This is a genomic window from Streptomyces sp. JNUCC 63, from assembly GCF_054366325.1.
The window spans coordinates 5,153,713-5,166,555 of sequence record NZ_CM135963.1 but is presented as its reverse complement, the minus strand read 5'-3'; the positions used below and the strand labels follow the sequence as shown (position 1 = coordinate 5,166,555).

At 73.3% G+C, this 12,843-nt stretch carries 9 protein-coding genes and 2 pseudogenes; 3 read left to right on the top strand and 8 right to left on the bottom strand.

Features of this window, described 5'->3' with window-relative positions; genetic code table 11:
- Window positions 1-60: 60 nt before the first annotated feature.
- Window positions 61-1,374, bottom strand: coding sequence for a glycoside hydrolase family 26 protein (locus tag ACX25U_RS23775; RefSeq protein ID WP_454382954.1), 1,314 nt, complete (start codon window positions 1,372-1,374; stop codon window positions 61-63).
- A 167-nt stretch (window positions 1,375-1,541) separates the two neighbouring features.
- Between ACX25U_RS23775 and ACX25U_RS23770 the strand changes: the two genes are divergently transcribed.
- Window positions 1,542-2,885: a carboxylate--amine ligase gene (locus ACX25U_RS23770; protein ID WP_454382952.1), complete on the top strand. Its 1,344-nt coding sequence runs from the start codon at window positions 1,542-1,544 to the stop codon at window positions 2,883-2,885.
- 2 nt (window positions 2,886-2,887) lie between these two features.
- Window positions 2,888-4,150: an NAD(P)-binding domain-containing protein gene (locus tag ACX25U_RS23765; RefSeq protein WP_454394473.1), complete on the top strand. Its 1,263-nt coding sequence runs from the start codon at window positions 2,888-2,890 to the stop codon at window positions 4,148-4,150.
- Window positions 4,151-4,793: 643 nt separating this feature from the next.
- Here the strand turns inward: ACX25U_RS23765 and ACX25U_RS23760 are convergent.
- The 6 genes and pseudogenes from ACX25U_RS23760 to ACX25U_RS23735 form a co-directional block, all read right to left on the bottom strand.
- Entirely contained in the window at window positions 4,794-5,354 is a 561-nt protein-coding gene (locus ACX25U_RS23760) for a chaplin (RefSeq protein ID WP_454382950.1), read from the bottom strand.
- A 153-nt stretch (window positions 5,355-5,507) separates the two neighbouring features.
- Entirely contained in the window at window positions 5,508-6,371 is an 864-nt protein-coding gene (locus ACX25U_RS23755) for an ABC transporter permease (RefSeq protein ID WP_454382948.1), read from the bottom strand.
- The gene (locus tag ACX25U_RS23750) at window positions 6,368-9,019 is read right to left on the bottom strand and encodes an alpha/beta fold hydrolase (RefSeq protein WP_454382946.1); all 2,652 of its coding nucleotides are present in this window, start codon (window positions 9,017-9,019) and stop codon (window positions 6,368-6,370) included. The genes ACX25U_RS23755 and ACX25U_RS23750 overlap by 4 nt, the downstream gene beginning before the upstream one ends.
- Before the next feature lie 185 nt (window positions 9,020-9,204).
- Entirely contained in the window at window positions 9,205-10,707 is a 1,503-nt protein-coding gene (gene mmsA / locus ACX25U_RS23745) for a CoA-acylating methylmalonate-semialdehyde dehydrogenase (RefSeq protein ID WP_454382944.1), read from the bottom strand.
- Between the two features lie 14 nt (window positions 10,708-10,721).
- Window positions 10,722-10,926, bottom strand: a pseudogene (locus ACX25U_RS23740) (3D-(3,5/4)-trihydroxycyclohexane-1,2-dione acylhydrolase (decyclizing)); the annotation flags it as partial.
- Window positions 10,927-10,997: 71 nt separating this feature from the next.
- Window positions 10,998-11,174 (bottom strand): annotated as a pseudogene (locus ACX25U_RS23735) (5-deoxy-glucuronate isomerase); the annotation flags it as partial.
- A 312-nt stretch (window positions 11,175-11,486) separates the two neighbouring features.
- On the opposite strand from ACX25U_RS23735, the gene ACX25U_RS23730 reads away from it, so the two are divergent.
- Window positions 11,487-11,687 carry a helix-turn-helix transcriptional regulator gene (locus ACX25U_RS23730; protein WP_454382943.1) on the top strand — a complete coding sequence of 67 codons (201 nt, stop codon included), beginning with the start codon at window positions 11,487-11,489 and terminating at the stop codon, window positions 11,685-11,687.
- A gap of 46 nt (window positions 11,688-11,733) precedes the next feature.
- Here the strand turns inward: ACX25U_RS23730 and ACX25U_RS23725 are convergent, their stop codons facing one another.
- Window positions 11,734-12,777: a zinc-dependent alcohol dehydrogenase family protein gene (locus tag ACX25U_RS23725; RefSeq protein ID WP_454382942.1), complete on the bottom strand. Its 1,044-nt coding sequence runs from the start codon at window positions 12,775-12,777 to the stop codon at window positions 11,734-11,736.
- Window positions 12,778-12,843: the final 66 nt, after the last annotated feature.

Genomic DNA, 12,843 nt, shown 5'->3' with positions numbered 1-12,843 from the left:
GGGCGGTGCGCGCCGGTGGCGCCGGCCCCAGGAGCGGGCCGGCCACCACCGGCGGGGGCGCTACTTGTCGTCCGACCACCAGTCGAAGCGGACGCAGAGCCTCCCGCCGAGCCAGTGCTCCACCCAGCCGCCCAGGTCCACCGGTGTGCAGCCCTGCGGGGGCGGTGTGGCCGGCGCGGTGGGCTTCGGCGCGGGTGCGGGCGTGGGCGTCGGGGCCGGCTCGTCGGTGCGGCCGAACAGGACGGACCGGTAGACCTCGGACGACTTGGGATTGGCCGTGCACTGCCACACACCGTGCGGACAGTAGTCGGTCAGCGTGTTGTAGAGCGGCTTGTGCTCGTCCATCCACGCGAGCATGCCCCGCATCCATTCGGGATTGTCACCGTTGCGGAAGAGTCCCCATTCGGGATAGGAGATCGGTTTTCCGTGGGCCTTCGCGAAATCCACGTGCGCCTGAAGCCCGTAGGACTCCTTCACTTGCTTCTCGAAGGAAAGCCCGGCCGGCTGGTCGTAGGAATCCATGCCGATGATGTCGACCGTGTCGTCACCCGGGTAGCACTGCGTCCAAGGAACGTCGTCCAGGCCGCGGCTCGGCGTGAAATCGAAACGGAACTTCTGGCCCGGCACCGACCGCATGGTGGTGACGATCCTTCTCCAGTACTTCTTCCACGCCTCCGGGTCCGGCCCGCAGCGGTGGGTGTACGTGGTGCCGTTCATCTCCCAGCCGAGCACGAGGACCGTGTCCGGCGCCTTCAGCCGCACCAGCCGCTCGGCGAGGGCGCGGAAGTGGTGGTCGAACTTCCCCGCCGCGCCCTGCCGCACCAACTGCCCGACCTCGTTGTCGGGGACGTCGCCCTCGTTGCGCTCCTGCAGGGGGACGTTGAGGACGAGCATCCGGTCGGGCCGCTCGTTGCGCCAGCGCGCCCACGCCTGGAGGAAGTCGGCCTCGCCCTCGATGTCGCTCCAGGTCTCGCCGGGCAGGTAGGTGTGGCCGACGCGGAGTTCGGCACCGCCCAGCCAGTGGCTGAGCTGCGGCATGCGGGCCACGCCGTCGGCCTCGGAGCTGAGGAAGGCGCCGAAGGCCGGGATGTCCTCGAGGGGCACCAGGATGTTCGGTGTGGGCAGCGCCGGCAGCGCGGGGACGGCCACGGGCGCGGGGATCCGCGGCATGCGGGCGGGGGCTGTGGGCACGGCGGGGGCTGCCGGGGCGGTCACCGCGGGTGCCGCCGGGGTCGGCACCGGAGCGCGAGCACCCGCGGCGCGCACCACCTCCACGCCCGCCGCCGGGCCGGCCGCCAGGGTGGCCAGGCCGGCGACCACCGCCGCGCCCAAGGCCAGCCGGCGGACCCGGGCCCGTTTGTGCTCTGGGGTCATTCCTGCTCCTTTCCTCGCTCCGGTCCGGTCTTCCGTTCTCGTCCTCGGTATTGACGGACCGTCATATGAAGTCACGCACAGGAAAACCCATGGCGCCACCGCCATCGCGGCTTTCGAGTGCCTCTCTCGCCCGTACGGGTGAGCCGATCCGAAAGAAGAGGAAATTCGTGCCGTTGCTCGACACCCGTGTCCCCGCGGTTCTGCTGCGGATCGACCGGAATCCCTTTCACCACGGAACGCTGGGCGCCGTGCGCTCGCTCGGCAGGGCGGGAGTGGAAGTGCATCTCGTCGCCGACGCGGCGGAAAGTCCCGTCCACGCGTCGCGTTATGTACGTGAGGTGCATCCCCCGCCGATTCCGGGGGCGTCCGCCGACGACATCCTCGCCGTGCTGCGCCGTGTGGCCGACCGGATCGCGCGTCCCGCCGTGCTGGTACCGCTGGACGACGCGAGCGCCATCGCCGCGGGCCGGATGCGGGACGTACTCGCCCCCTCCTACCTGCTGCCCGAGATGCCGGGCACGCTGCCCGAACGCGTCGCCGACAAGGCGGAGCTGGCCGCCGTGTGCGCCTCGGCGGACGTCCCGCACCCGGTGACGCTGATCCCGGACAGCCCGGCGCGGGCCGCGGCGGACGCGCGCCGGCTCGGGCTGCCGCTGGTGGCGAAGTGGAGCCGGCCCTGGCTGCTGCCCGCCGGCAGCGACCTGCGCAGCACGGTACTGGTGCGCTCCGAGCAGCAGGCCCGGGAGCTGTATCTGCGCACCGAGGAGGCGGGCAGCCGGCTGCTGCTGCAGGCGTACCTGCCACCGGGACCGGACCGCGACTGGTTCTTCCACGGTTACGCCGACCGCTCGGGCACCGTGCGCGCGGGCGGGGCCGGCCGCAAGCAGCTGGCCTGGCCGCGGAGCGCGGGGCTGACCGCGGTGGGCCGCTGGACGGCCAACCCCGAGGTGCGGGCGCAGGCCGAGCGGCTCACCGGCGAGCTGGGCTACCGCGGCATCTTCGACCTCGACTTCCGGCGCTGCGGGGCGACGGGCCGCTACCACCTGCTCGACTTCAACCCGCGCCCCGGCGCCCAGTTCCGGCTCTTCGCGGACAGCGCGGAACTGGACGTCGTACGCGCCCTGCACCTGGACCTGACGGGCCGCGCCCTGCCGGACGGGGCCCCGAGGGTCGGGCGGGCGTTCGTGGTGGAGAACTACGCGCCGCTCGCCGCGCTGCGTGCGGCGCCGGGCGGCCGCGAACTGGCCTGGTACGCCCGGGACGACCGCGCTCCCGGGTGGGCCATGTGGGGCCTGTGGTGCCGTCACGTGTCCCGCCGGCTGCGGCAGCGGCTGGGCTCCACCGCGGCGCTGCCGGTGCCACGCCCGGCCCCCCGGGCGGTCACTGGCTCCCTTTCCTCTCATCCCTCCCATACCCCCTATCCCTCTCATCCCTCTCATCCCTCCCATCCTTCCCATCCCTCCCATCCCTCCCATCCCTCCGTGACCGACAACGAGAAAGCGAGCAGTTGATGATGTACGACCTTGTAGTGGTGGGCGCGGGACCGTACGGTCTGTCGATCGCGTCCCACGCCGCGTCCGCGGGGCTGAACCTGCGCGTGTTCGGCCGGCCCATGGCGTCCTGGCGGGACCACATGCCCAGCGGCATGCTGCTGAAGTCCGAGCCGTGGGCGTCGAACCTGTCCGACCCGCGGGGGCGTTGGCGCCTGGACGCGTACTGCGCGGAGCACGGCCTGACGGCACGTCACGCCGAGCCGATCTCGGTGGAGGACTTCGCCGCGTACGGCCTGTGGTTCGCGCGCCACGCCGTGCCGAAGGTGGACGAGCGCCAGGTGGCCCGGGTGACGTCCGGGCCGGGCGGCTTCACGGCGGTCACCGAGGACGGGGAGACGGTGCACGCGCGCACGGTGGCGCTGGCGGTCGGTGTGATGCCGTTCGTCGAGGTACCGCGGGCACTGCGCGGACTGCACCCCTCGCTGGTGTCGCACAGCAGCGACCACAGCGACCTCGACCAGTTCCGCGGCAAGGATGTCACGGTGATCGGCGGCGGCCAGGCGGCGCTGGAGACCGCGGCGCTGCTCGCCGAACAGGGCTCGCGCGTGCGTGTGCTGGCGCGCGCGGACCGGCTGGTGTGGAACGACGTGCCGCCGCCCTGGGAGCGTCCTTGGTGGCAGTCGGTCCGCTCCCCGCACAGCGGCCTCGGCCCCGGCTGGCGGAACTGGTTCTACTCCGAGCGTCCCAACCTCTTCCGGCGTCTGCCGGAGCAGACCCGGTCACGGATCGCGACCACGGCGCTGGGACCGGCGGGCGCGTGGTGGGTGCGGAACCGGGTGGAGGGCGCGGTGGACGTGCTGACGGGCCACGAGGTCGCCGCGGCCAGTGCGGTACCGGGCGGCCTGCGGCTGGACACGGTGAGCCGCAGGGGTGCCAAGCGCACCCTGGAGACCGAACACGTCGTCGCCGCCACGGGGTTCAAGGCGCGCTGCGACCGGATCGCGATGCTCTCCGCCGACCTGCGCGCGACGCTGGCGACCCTGCCCGACGGCTCCCCGGAGGTCGGACGCGATTTCGAGTCCTCCTACCCCGGCCTGTTCCTCGCGGGCCTGATGACCGCCTCCGGCTTCGGCCCGGCCATGCGCTTCGTCCAGGGCGCGCCCTTCACGGCGGCGACCCTCGTCCGCGGGGTACGCCGCCGCCTCAGGACGACCCCGACAGGCGGAACGATCCCCGTACCGGGAGGCAGCCGCAGCGGCTCACCGTCCCCGGTACACGGCTGACGCAAGCCGCTCGCCCGGCCGCCTGAGCCCGGCCCCACCGCCGGCACGACTCGTGCGGCGGCCCGTTCCCGGACCGGCTGGGGCTGCCTTGTGCGGCGGCCCCGCCACTCCGGCCCGTTCGCGCTCGGGTCCAGGGGGCGCGGATGCCGGGCAGGCAGCTTGTCGCACGGCGACATCGGCGGCGAGCTCCGGCGCGGGCTGCCGGACAGAACCCGTACGACGGCCCGCTCCCGGACGGCTCCGGCTGCCCTGCGCGGCAGATTCCGCCGGCCCGGACCGCCCGCGCTCGGACCCAGGGGGCGCGGGTGCCGGGCCGGTCGCCGGTGCGCGGCCGGCGCGGGGTCCCTGCTCGGCCGCCCACGCCGAGACCCACCGCCGACACGGCCGTGCAACGGCTCGCTCCCGGACCAACTCCGGCTGCCCTGCGCGGTGGACCGCGTAGGTCCGGGCGGCGCGGGTCCGGACCTCGCGGGGTCCAAGTGCCGGGCGGGCAGCCGTCACCGGTGCGCGGCCGGCGCGAGGACCCTGCTCGGCCGCCCGCGTCGAGACCCACCGCCGTGGTACGTACAGGGGCCCCGTCGCCGCGGTTCGGCTCGAGGCGGGCATGGGTGCCGGGCGGGGCGCGGCCGGCACCCGGTGGCGGCTACCGGTGTGAGGTGGCGCGGCCACGGCGGTACAGCATCGCACCGCCCGTGATCAGTGCGGCGCTGGCGGCCGAGGCCGCCAGCAGGGCCTTGCCGCCGGTCTCGGCCAGCTGCGGCGGCTTGCCGGGCTGCTCACCCGCGGCCGGAGGCGGCGTCTGGGCGGTCCGCGTGGGCGGAGGCGTGGGACGCGGCGTCTCGCTGGTGCGCGGGGCCGACGGGGTGGGAGCGCCGGTGGCCGGCGGAGCCGCCTCGCACTCGTCCGTGCAGTCGTCGAAGTCCCCGTGGGAGGGCTCGGGCGACCGGACCTTCGTCCTGTCCGAGGCGTTGACGCAGGTGTTGTCGAACGCGCCGCTCAGCCCCGCGAGCACACCAACGGCGTTGCCGCACACGTTCACCGGCACCTCGACCGGCACCTGCACGGTGTTCCCGGACAGCACACCGGGAGAATCCTCGGCGGCTCCGGTCGCGAACGTGTCGGCGAGGGCGGAGCTGCCATACAGAGACAGAATGCCCGTGGCGGCGGCCGCCGCGAACACTCCCCTGCTCAGTGTCTGTCGCAATGTGCTTGTCTTCCTGCTTGACGAATCGGGAAAGCCGGGCCCTACCGGGCATGGGCGCGTACGTTTCCCGTAGCGCGTGTGCCCTCCTGCTTCATCAACCCGATGCGTGCGCATTGGTGTCGGGAGTTCACCCGGTTGGACCGCACAACCGGGTCAGGACACCACGTCCTTGCGGGCGAACCCGCGGAAGGCCAGGGCGAACAGCACCAGCGCGTAGGTGACGGAGACCGCCGCGCCCTGGATCATCCCGGACCACTCGGGGCGCGGCTGCACGGCGTCGGCCCAGGCGAACTGCCAGTGCGCGGGCAGGAAGTCACGCCAGTGCCCAAGAGCCGTGACGGCGTCCAGGACGTTGCCCACGATGGTCAGCCCGACCGCCCCGCCCACCGCGCCCAGCGGCGCGTCCGTCCTGGTCGACAGCCAGAACGCCAGGCCCGCGGTGACCAGCTGCGACACGAAGACGTACGCCACGACCACCACCAGCCGCTGGACGGCGGTCCCCGCGTCCAGCGCGCCGCCGGTGGGTATCCGCAGCGGACCCCAGCCGTAGGCGGCCGTGCCGACGGCGAGCGCCACGACCGGCAGCAGCACCATCGCGGCCAGGCTCAGCCCGAGCCCGACGACCAGCTTGGACCACAGCAGCCGGGCCCGCGGCACGGGCGCGGCGAGCAGATAGCGCAGGGAGGACCAGCTCGCCTCGGAGGCGACCGTGTCCCCGCAGAACAGCGCCACCGGGACCACCAGCAGGAAGCCCGCCGACACGAACAGGTTCACCGCCGCGAAGTTGGCGCCGGACGCGGTGGCCGTGTCCATCAGCGTCACCCGGTCGCTGCGTCCTCCCGGGTCGCCGCCGATCGCGAAGGCGACGGCCAGCACGAAGGGCAGCGCGGCCAGGATGCCGCCCATGATCAGTGTGCGGCGCCGCTTCAGCTGCCGTATCAGCTCGACCCGCAGGGGCAGGGTGCGGCCCGCCCGGTAGCCGGAGGCGACCTCGGTGCTCTGGGCGAGCGTGCTCATGCGGAACCTCCGATCAGGGTGAGAAAGGCGTCCTCCAGCCGGCGGTGCGGACCGACCGAGGAGACGGGCACCTCCAGCCGCACCAGGTCCACGACCAGGTCCTGCGCCGTGCCACCGGGTTCCAGCCGGACCAGCAGGCCGCCCTCGGTCCGTATCGCCGAGGCCACGCCCGGCAGCACGGCGACCTTCTCCACGACCGGCTCCTCCACGGGCGTGGCGGTGCCGACCAGCAGGGTGTCCCCGGAGCCGACGATCTCGCCGACCTCACCGGCCCGCACCAGCCGCCCGCGGTCCATCACCACCAGGTGCGTGCAGGACTGCTCGACCTCGGAGAGCAGATGGCTGGAGACGATCACCGTACGGCCACCGGCCGCGTAGCGGATCATCACCTCGCGCATCTCGCGGATCTGGGGCGGGTCGAGGCCGTTGGTCGGCTCGTCCAGGATCAGCAGGTCCGGCAGGCCCAGCATGGCCTGGGCGATCGCCAGGCGCTGGCGCATGCCCTGCGAGTAGGTACGCACCGCGCGGGCCAGCGCGTCGCCGAGTCCGGCGATCTCCAGGGCCTCGTCCAGGTGGGCGTCCTCGGGCGGGCGGCCGGTGGCCCGCCAGTACAGCTCCAGGTTCTCCCGGCCGGACAGGTGGGGCAGGAAGCCCGCGCCCTCGACGAAGGCGCCGACCCTCGACAGCACGGGTGCGCCGGGCCGGACGGCGTGGCCGAACACGCGGATCTCGCCGCCGTCCGGCCGGATCAGCCCCATCAGCATGCGCAGGGTGGTCGTCTTGCCGGCGCCGTTCGGCCCGAGCAGGCCGAGCACCTGGCCCTTCTCGACGCGGAAGGACAGGTCCCGTACCGCATACCGGTCCGCCGACTTCGCGTAGCGCTTGCTCAAGTCGGTGATCCGCAGCGGAACGTCGGCCAGCGACGGGTCCGGAGCGGGCGCGGCCGTGCGGCGGCGGGCGGCCGGCAGCAGGGCGAGCGCGACCACCGCGCCGGCGAGCGGCAGCCACCACACCCACGCGGGCAGCGGCGCCGCCGCGGTGGTCACACCGGGTGCGGTCGGCACCTTCAGATCGCTCTTGAGGGTGACGGTGTACGCGGCCGGGGCGGTCGGGGAGGCGTAGCCGAGGTCGGTGGAGGCGAGGACCAGGCGGAGCCGGTGGCCCTTGCGCACCTCGTGGTCGATCGCGGGGAGGGTGAGGGTGACGTCCTTGCCGGCCTTGGCGCCCTCGACGCGCACGGGGTTCACCAGCTGGGCGGGCAGCACCGGACGCGCCGTGCCCGGCCCGACGTCGTACACCTTGGCGAAGAGCACCGCGTCGTCGCTCGTCGACGTGACGTGGACGGTCGCCGTCGGCGACCCGGTGATGCGCAGGTCGCCGCCGAGGGGGGCGGAGTCGAACTTCGCGTGCTGTCCGGGGAGGTCCAGCGACACGCCGACGCCGAGCGAGGACAGCCGACCCAGACCGCCGGAGCCGCCGAGGCCGGGCAGCGAGGACACGGCGGGCGGGTTGGCTCCCGCCGGATTCTCCAGGCGCCGCTCGCCCCCGCTCAGGGCGATGGACCGCTGCCCGCTCTCCAGTCCCGGATACGCGCTGCCGCTCGCGCCGCGCAGCAGGGCCCTGCCGTCGGTGGAGTCGATGCCTCCGGTGCGGGTGACGCGGAAGGCGGGCCCGGTGTCGGCGCTCCTGTCGTTCTTGAGGTAGCGGTCGAACCAGGTCTTCACGCGCGCCTGTACCCGGCCGGTCTCCGCATCGCCGCCGTCGTGGCCGCCGGCGATCCAGTCGACGTCGACCGGTGCGCCGTTCGCCCGGATCGCCTGCGCGGCGGCGTCGGCCTGGCCGAGCGGGAAGAGGGAGTCGGACTGGCCCTGCACCAGCAGCGCCGGCACCTTGATCCGGTCGCCGACGGCGGACGGCGAGCGCTCCTCGAGCAGTCCGCGGGCCTCGGCGTCAGGCTTCCCCGACTCGGCGACCCGCTCGTACATCCGGCACAGCGCGGGCTCGAACCTCCCACAGCCGCCGCCGGAGTTGATGAACCAGCCCGCCCACAGTTTCTTGAAGACGCCGTTCGGAAACAGCGCGTCCGCGAGGTTCCAGTAGGTGATCGCCGGGGCGATGGCGTCCACCCGGTCGTCGTACCCGGCGGCGAGCAGGGAGATCGCGCCGCCGTAGGAGGCACCGGTCACGCCCACGCGCGGGTCACCGGGCTTGTCCAGCTCGACCTCGGGCCGCTTCGCCAGCCAGTCGATCAGCTTCGAGACGTCGGCGACCTCGGCCTCGGGATCGTTCAGTCCGATCTTCCCGGTGGACCCGCCGAAGCCGCGTGCCGACCAGGTCAGCACCGCGTACCCGCCTCCGGCGAGGTCCTCCGCCTGCTGCCGTACGTCGTCCTTGCTGCCGCCGAAGCCGTGTCCGATCAGGACCGCGGGGTGCCGGCCGGGGCCGGCCGGGGTGAAGTACGAGGTGTCGACCCGCACCCCGTCGCCCATGGTCATGACCCGGTCGGCGCGGTGCACCGGGGGCGGGTCGTCGGAGGCGGCCGCCGCCCACGTACCGGCACCGGCGAGCACGACGACGACGGCCCCGGCGGCCAGCAGCAGCCGGGGCCTCCGCAGCAGCCCACGCAGTCCGGGCAGTCGAAGATCCATGCCTTCCACCGTACGGGCCACCGCTGACAACCGATGCCCCCGCCGGACCGAACCTCCACCCCTCCCCGGGGAGTACGGACCCGTCGCGGCATACTGCGGCCGTGGTACAGGCCCGGACCGTACGGCACCCCCGGCGTGAACCGCCGGGGGCACCCACGGGAGCGTGGCCCCGCCCCTTCATCGCATCAGTGGTTGCGCGGGAAGCCCAGGTCCACGCCCGCCGGGGCCTCGGACGGGTCGGGCCAGCGCGTGGTGATCACCTTGCCGCGGGTGTAGAAGTGGGTGCCGTCGTTGCCGTAGATGTGGTGGTCGCCGAAGAGCGAGTTCTTCCAGCCGCCGAAGGAGTGGTAGCCCACCGGCACCGGGATCGGCACGTTGACGCCGACCATGCCGGCCTCGATCTCCAGCTGGAAGCGGCGGGCCGCGCCGCCGTCCCGGGTGAAGATCGCGGTGCCGTTGCCGAACGGCGAGGCGTTGATGAGGGCCACGCCCTCCTCGTAGGTGTCCACGCGCAGCACGCACAGCACCGGGCCGAAGATCTCGTCCTGGTACGCCTTCGCGCCGGTCGGCACCTTGTCGAGCAGCGAGATGCCGATCCAGTGGCCGTCCTCGTGGCCCTCCACGGTGTAGCCGGTGCCGTCGAGGACCACCTCGGCGCCCTCGCCGGCGGCGTCGGCCACGTAGGAGGCCACCTTGTCGCGGTGCGCCTTGGTGATCAGCGGGCCCATCTCGGAGGCCGGGTCGTTGCCGGGGCCGATCTTGATCTTCTCGGCGCGCTCGCGGATCTTCTCCACCAGCTCGTCGCCGACCGAGCCGACCGCCACGACGGCCGAGATCGCCATGCAGCGCTCGCCCGCCGAGCCGTACGCGGCCGAGACGGCGGCGTCGGCGGCGGCGTCCAGATCGGCGTCCGGCAGGACCAGCATGTGGTTCTTGGCGCCGCCCAGGGCCTGTACGCGCTTGCCGTTGGCGGAGGCGGTGGTGTGGATGTAGCGGGCGATCGGGGTGGAGCCGACGAAGGAGACCGCCTGGACGTCCGGGTGCTCCAGGAGCCGGTCGACGGCCACCTTGTCACCGTGCACGACGTTGAACACACCGTCGGGCAGTCCGGCCTCGGCCAGCAGCTCGGCGATGCGGATCGACGCCGACGGGTCCTTCTCGCTGGGCTTGAGCACGAAGGTGTTGCCGCAGGCGATGGCGATGGGGAACATCCACATCGGGACCATCGCCGGGAAGTTGAACGGCGTGATGCCGACGACCACGCCCAGCGGCTGCCGGATCGAGGCCACGTCCACGCGGGTGGCGACCTGGGTGGACAGCTCACCCTTGAGCTGCACGTTGATGCCGCAGGCCAGGTCGACGATCTCCAGGCCGCGCGCGACCTCGCCGAGCGCGTCGGAGTGCACCTTGCCGTGCTCGGCGGTGATCAGCTCGGCGATCTCGTCGCTGTGGGCGTCCAGCAGCGCGCGGAACTTGAACAGGATCGAGGTCCGCTGGGCCAGCGAGGACTGCCCCCAGGTGGCGTAGGCGTCCTTGGCGGCGGCGACCGCGGCGTCCACCTCCTCGACGGAGGCGAACGCGACCTTCGTGGTGACCGCGCCGGTCGCCGGGTCCGTGACCGGCCCGTACGTCCCCGAGGCGCCTTCGACGGTCTTCCCGCCGATCCAGTGGTTGACGATCTTCGTCATGCCCGGTTACTCCTTCACAGATGGCGGCGTCGGGTCGAGACCTGCCGTTCGTACAGCTCATGTGCCCGGGCCGCCGACAGTCGGGTCGCGGTCCCGGTCACACGTCCATCCCACCAGCGTTGCGCGTCGGGCGCCCCCGACACTGTGTCTGCGGTTTCCGTCTCCACGTAGACACATGTAGGGGTGTCGCCGCGCGCGCCTCGCCGCGAGGGCTGCGCGGATTCCACAGGCAGGCGGTGCGTGGCCGCCTGCCGCCCCGCCGCTTCCGGCGTGGGTGTCGGGGGCCTGTCGGGGACCTCCGGCGCGGGGCCGTAGCGGGCGGGGAGTCGACGCTCGCACTTCGCTCCTGCCAGGGCGAAGCGGCCTCCCGCGCCGGAGGCGATCGGTGCCCGGGCACCGCGAGGGCGCATGGGGTCTTCACCCAAAGCGCCCTCGCTGCCGGGGATTTGAAACTCTTCGTCATCCATGGCGCCGTGTGTCCGTACCGTCCACCGGCCGCCTCTACCGGTTGTAGTGCCGGCACCGCACTCTGTCAATGGTTTGTCCGGACATTCGGACGAGAGTGAGGGGAGATCGCTTCAGATGTGTCACAAAGACCTCTGTCGTGTCACGCATGTCGCATGTACGCGTGCGCCAGGTCACATCCGGCCGACAGGCGCTTGCCGGTGTGCACGGAGCGTCGTTGACCGAGCACAGGCTTGGTGATCACCAGCGCAGCGCCCGGCTCCCCCGACGGCCTCCCCGGCCGCCGCCGTGGCGCGCGTGGGGAGGTACACGTCATGACCGACCGAAGGCTCTGGTCGTACAAGGAGATCGCGGCGCACATCCGGGTGCAGCCGGACACCGTGCGGTCCTACCGCAAACACGGGCTGCTGCCGCCGCCCGATCACGTGGAGAGCGGCAAGCCCTACTGGTACGCCGACACCGTCCGCACCTGGGTCGCCGCCCGGCCCGGCAACCGCGGCCGCAGAGCCGACTGAGGCTCCGCTTCTCCCTCGGGCCGGCCGGCTCCACGGCTGGACCGGTTCAGCGCCACGGTTCGATGACCGTGACCCCGGACCCCGGTGCCGCCCCCATCGCCGCGAGCGCGTCCGGGACGGCCGCCAGGGGGATGGTCGACGTCACCAGCAGATCGGGCCGCAGCACACCGGCCTCCACCAGCTGAAGCATCCGCGGGTAGGCGTGCGCGGCCATGCCGTGGCTGCCCAGGAGTTCCAGCTCCAGGGCGATCGCGCGCGCCATGGGCACCGGGGTGGTGCCCGTCGGGGAGGGCAGCAGGCCGACCTGGACATGGCGGCCCCGGCGGCGCAGACCGTTCACCGAGGCCGCGCAGGTGGCGGGCGAGCCGAGCGCGTCGAGCGAGAGATGGGCGCCGCCGCCGGTCACCTCGCGCACCCGCTCCGCCGTGTCCCGCACACCGGTCGCGTCCACGCACTGCTCGGCGCCGAACTTCCGTGCCAGCTCCAGTGCCTGGGCGGACAGGTCCACCGCCACCACCCTGGCCCCCGACGCCGCCGCGATCATCACCGCCGACAGGCCCACGCCCCCGCAGCCGTGCACGGCGACCCACTCGCCGGCGGCGACCCGGCCCTGCTGGGCCACCGCGCGGAACGCCGTGGCGAACCGGCAGCCGAGCGAGGCCGCCGTCGCGCCGGACAGCCCGTCGGGTACGGCGACCAAATTCACGTCGGCGTGGTCGAGCGCCACGTACTGGGCGAAGGAGCCCCAGTGGGTGAAGCCGGGCTGGGTCTGCCGCTCGCACACCTGCTGGTCGCCGGCCGCGCAGGCGGGGCAGGTGCCGCAGGCGCAGACGAAGGGCACGGTGACCCGGTCGCCGGGCCGCCAGCGGGTCACCCGCGGACCCACTTCCTCGACGGTCCCGGCGAGTTCGTGCCCCGGCACATGAGGCAGGGTGATGTCGGGGTCGTGGCCCTGCCAGCCGTGCCAGTCGCTGCGGCACAGGCCGGTCGCCTCGACCCGCACCACGACCCCGTGTTCCGCGGGCCGCGGGTCGGCCACCTCCCGCACCTCGGCCGGCTCCCCGTACCGCTCGAACACCACAGCCCGCATCCGCCGCCTCGCCTTCCGCCCGGATCTCCCCACAGCTCACCGCTGTCGGCGAAACCGTAGTACGGG

What these genes read in the sequence shown, in the direction of transcription:
- ACX25U_RS23775 (WP_454382954.1), bottom strand. Translation starts at nt 1,374, where the DNA reads ATGACCCCAGAGCACAAACGGGCCCGGGTCCGCCGGCTGGCCTTGGGC.
- ACX25U_RS23765 (WP_454394473.1), top strand. Translation starts at nt 2,888, where the DNA reads ATGTACGACCTTGTAGTGGTGGGCGCGGGACCGTACGGTCTGTCGATC.
- ACX25U_RS23755 (WP_454382948.1), bottom strand. Translation starts at nt 6,371, where the DNA reads ATGAGCACGCTCGCCCAGAGCACCGAGGTCGCCTCCGGCTACCGGGCG.
- ACX25U_RS23750 (WP_454382946.1), bottom strand. Translation starts at nt 9,019, where the DNA reads ATGGATCTTCGACTGCCCGGACTGCGTGGGCTGCTGCGGAGGCCCCGG.
- mmsA (WP_454382944.1), bottom strand. Translation starts at nt 10,707, where the DNA reads ATGACGAAGATCGTCAACCACTGGATCGGCGGGAAGACCGTCGAAGGC.
- ACX25U_RS23730 (WP_454382943.1), top strand. Translation starts at nt 11,487, where the DNA reads ATGACCGACCGAAGGCTCTGGTCGTACAAGGAGATCGCGGCGCACATC.
- ACX25U_RS23725 (WP_454382942.1), bottom strand. Translation starts at nt 12,777, where the DNA reads ATGCGGGCTGTGGTGTTCGAGCGGTACGGGGAGCCGGCCGAGGTGCGG.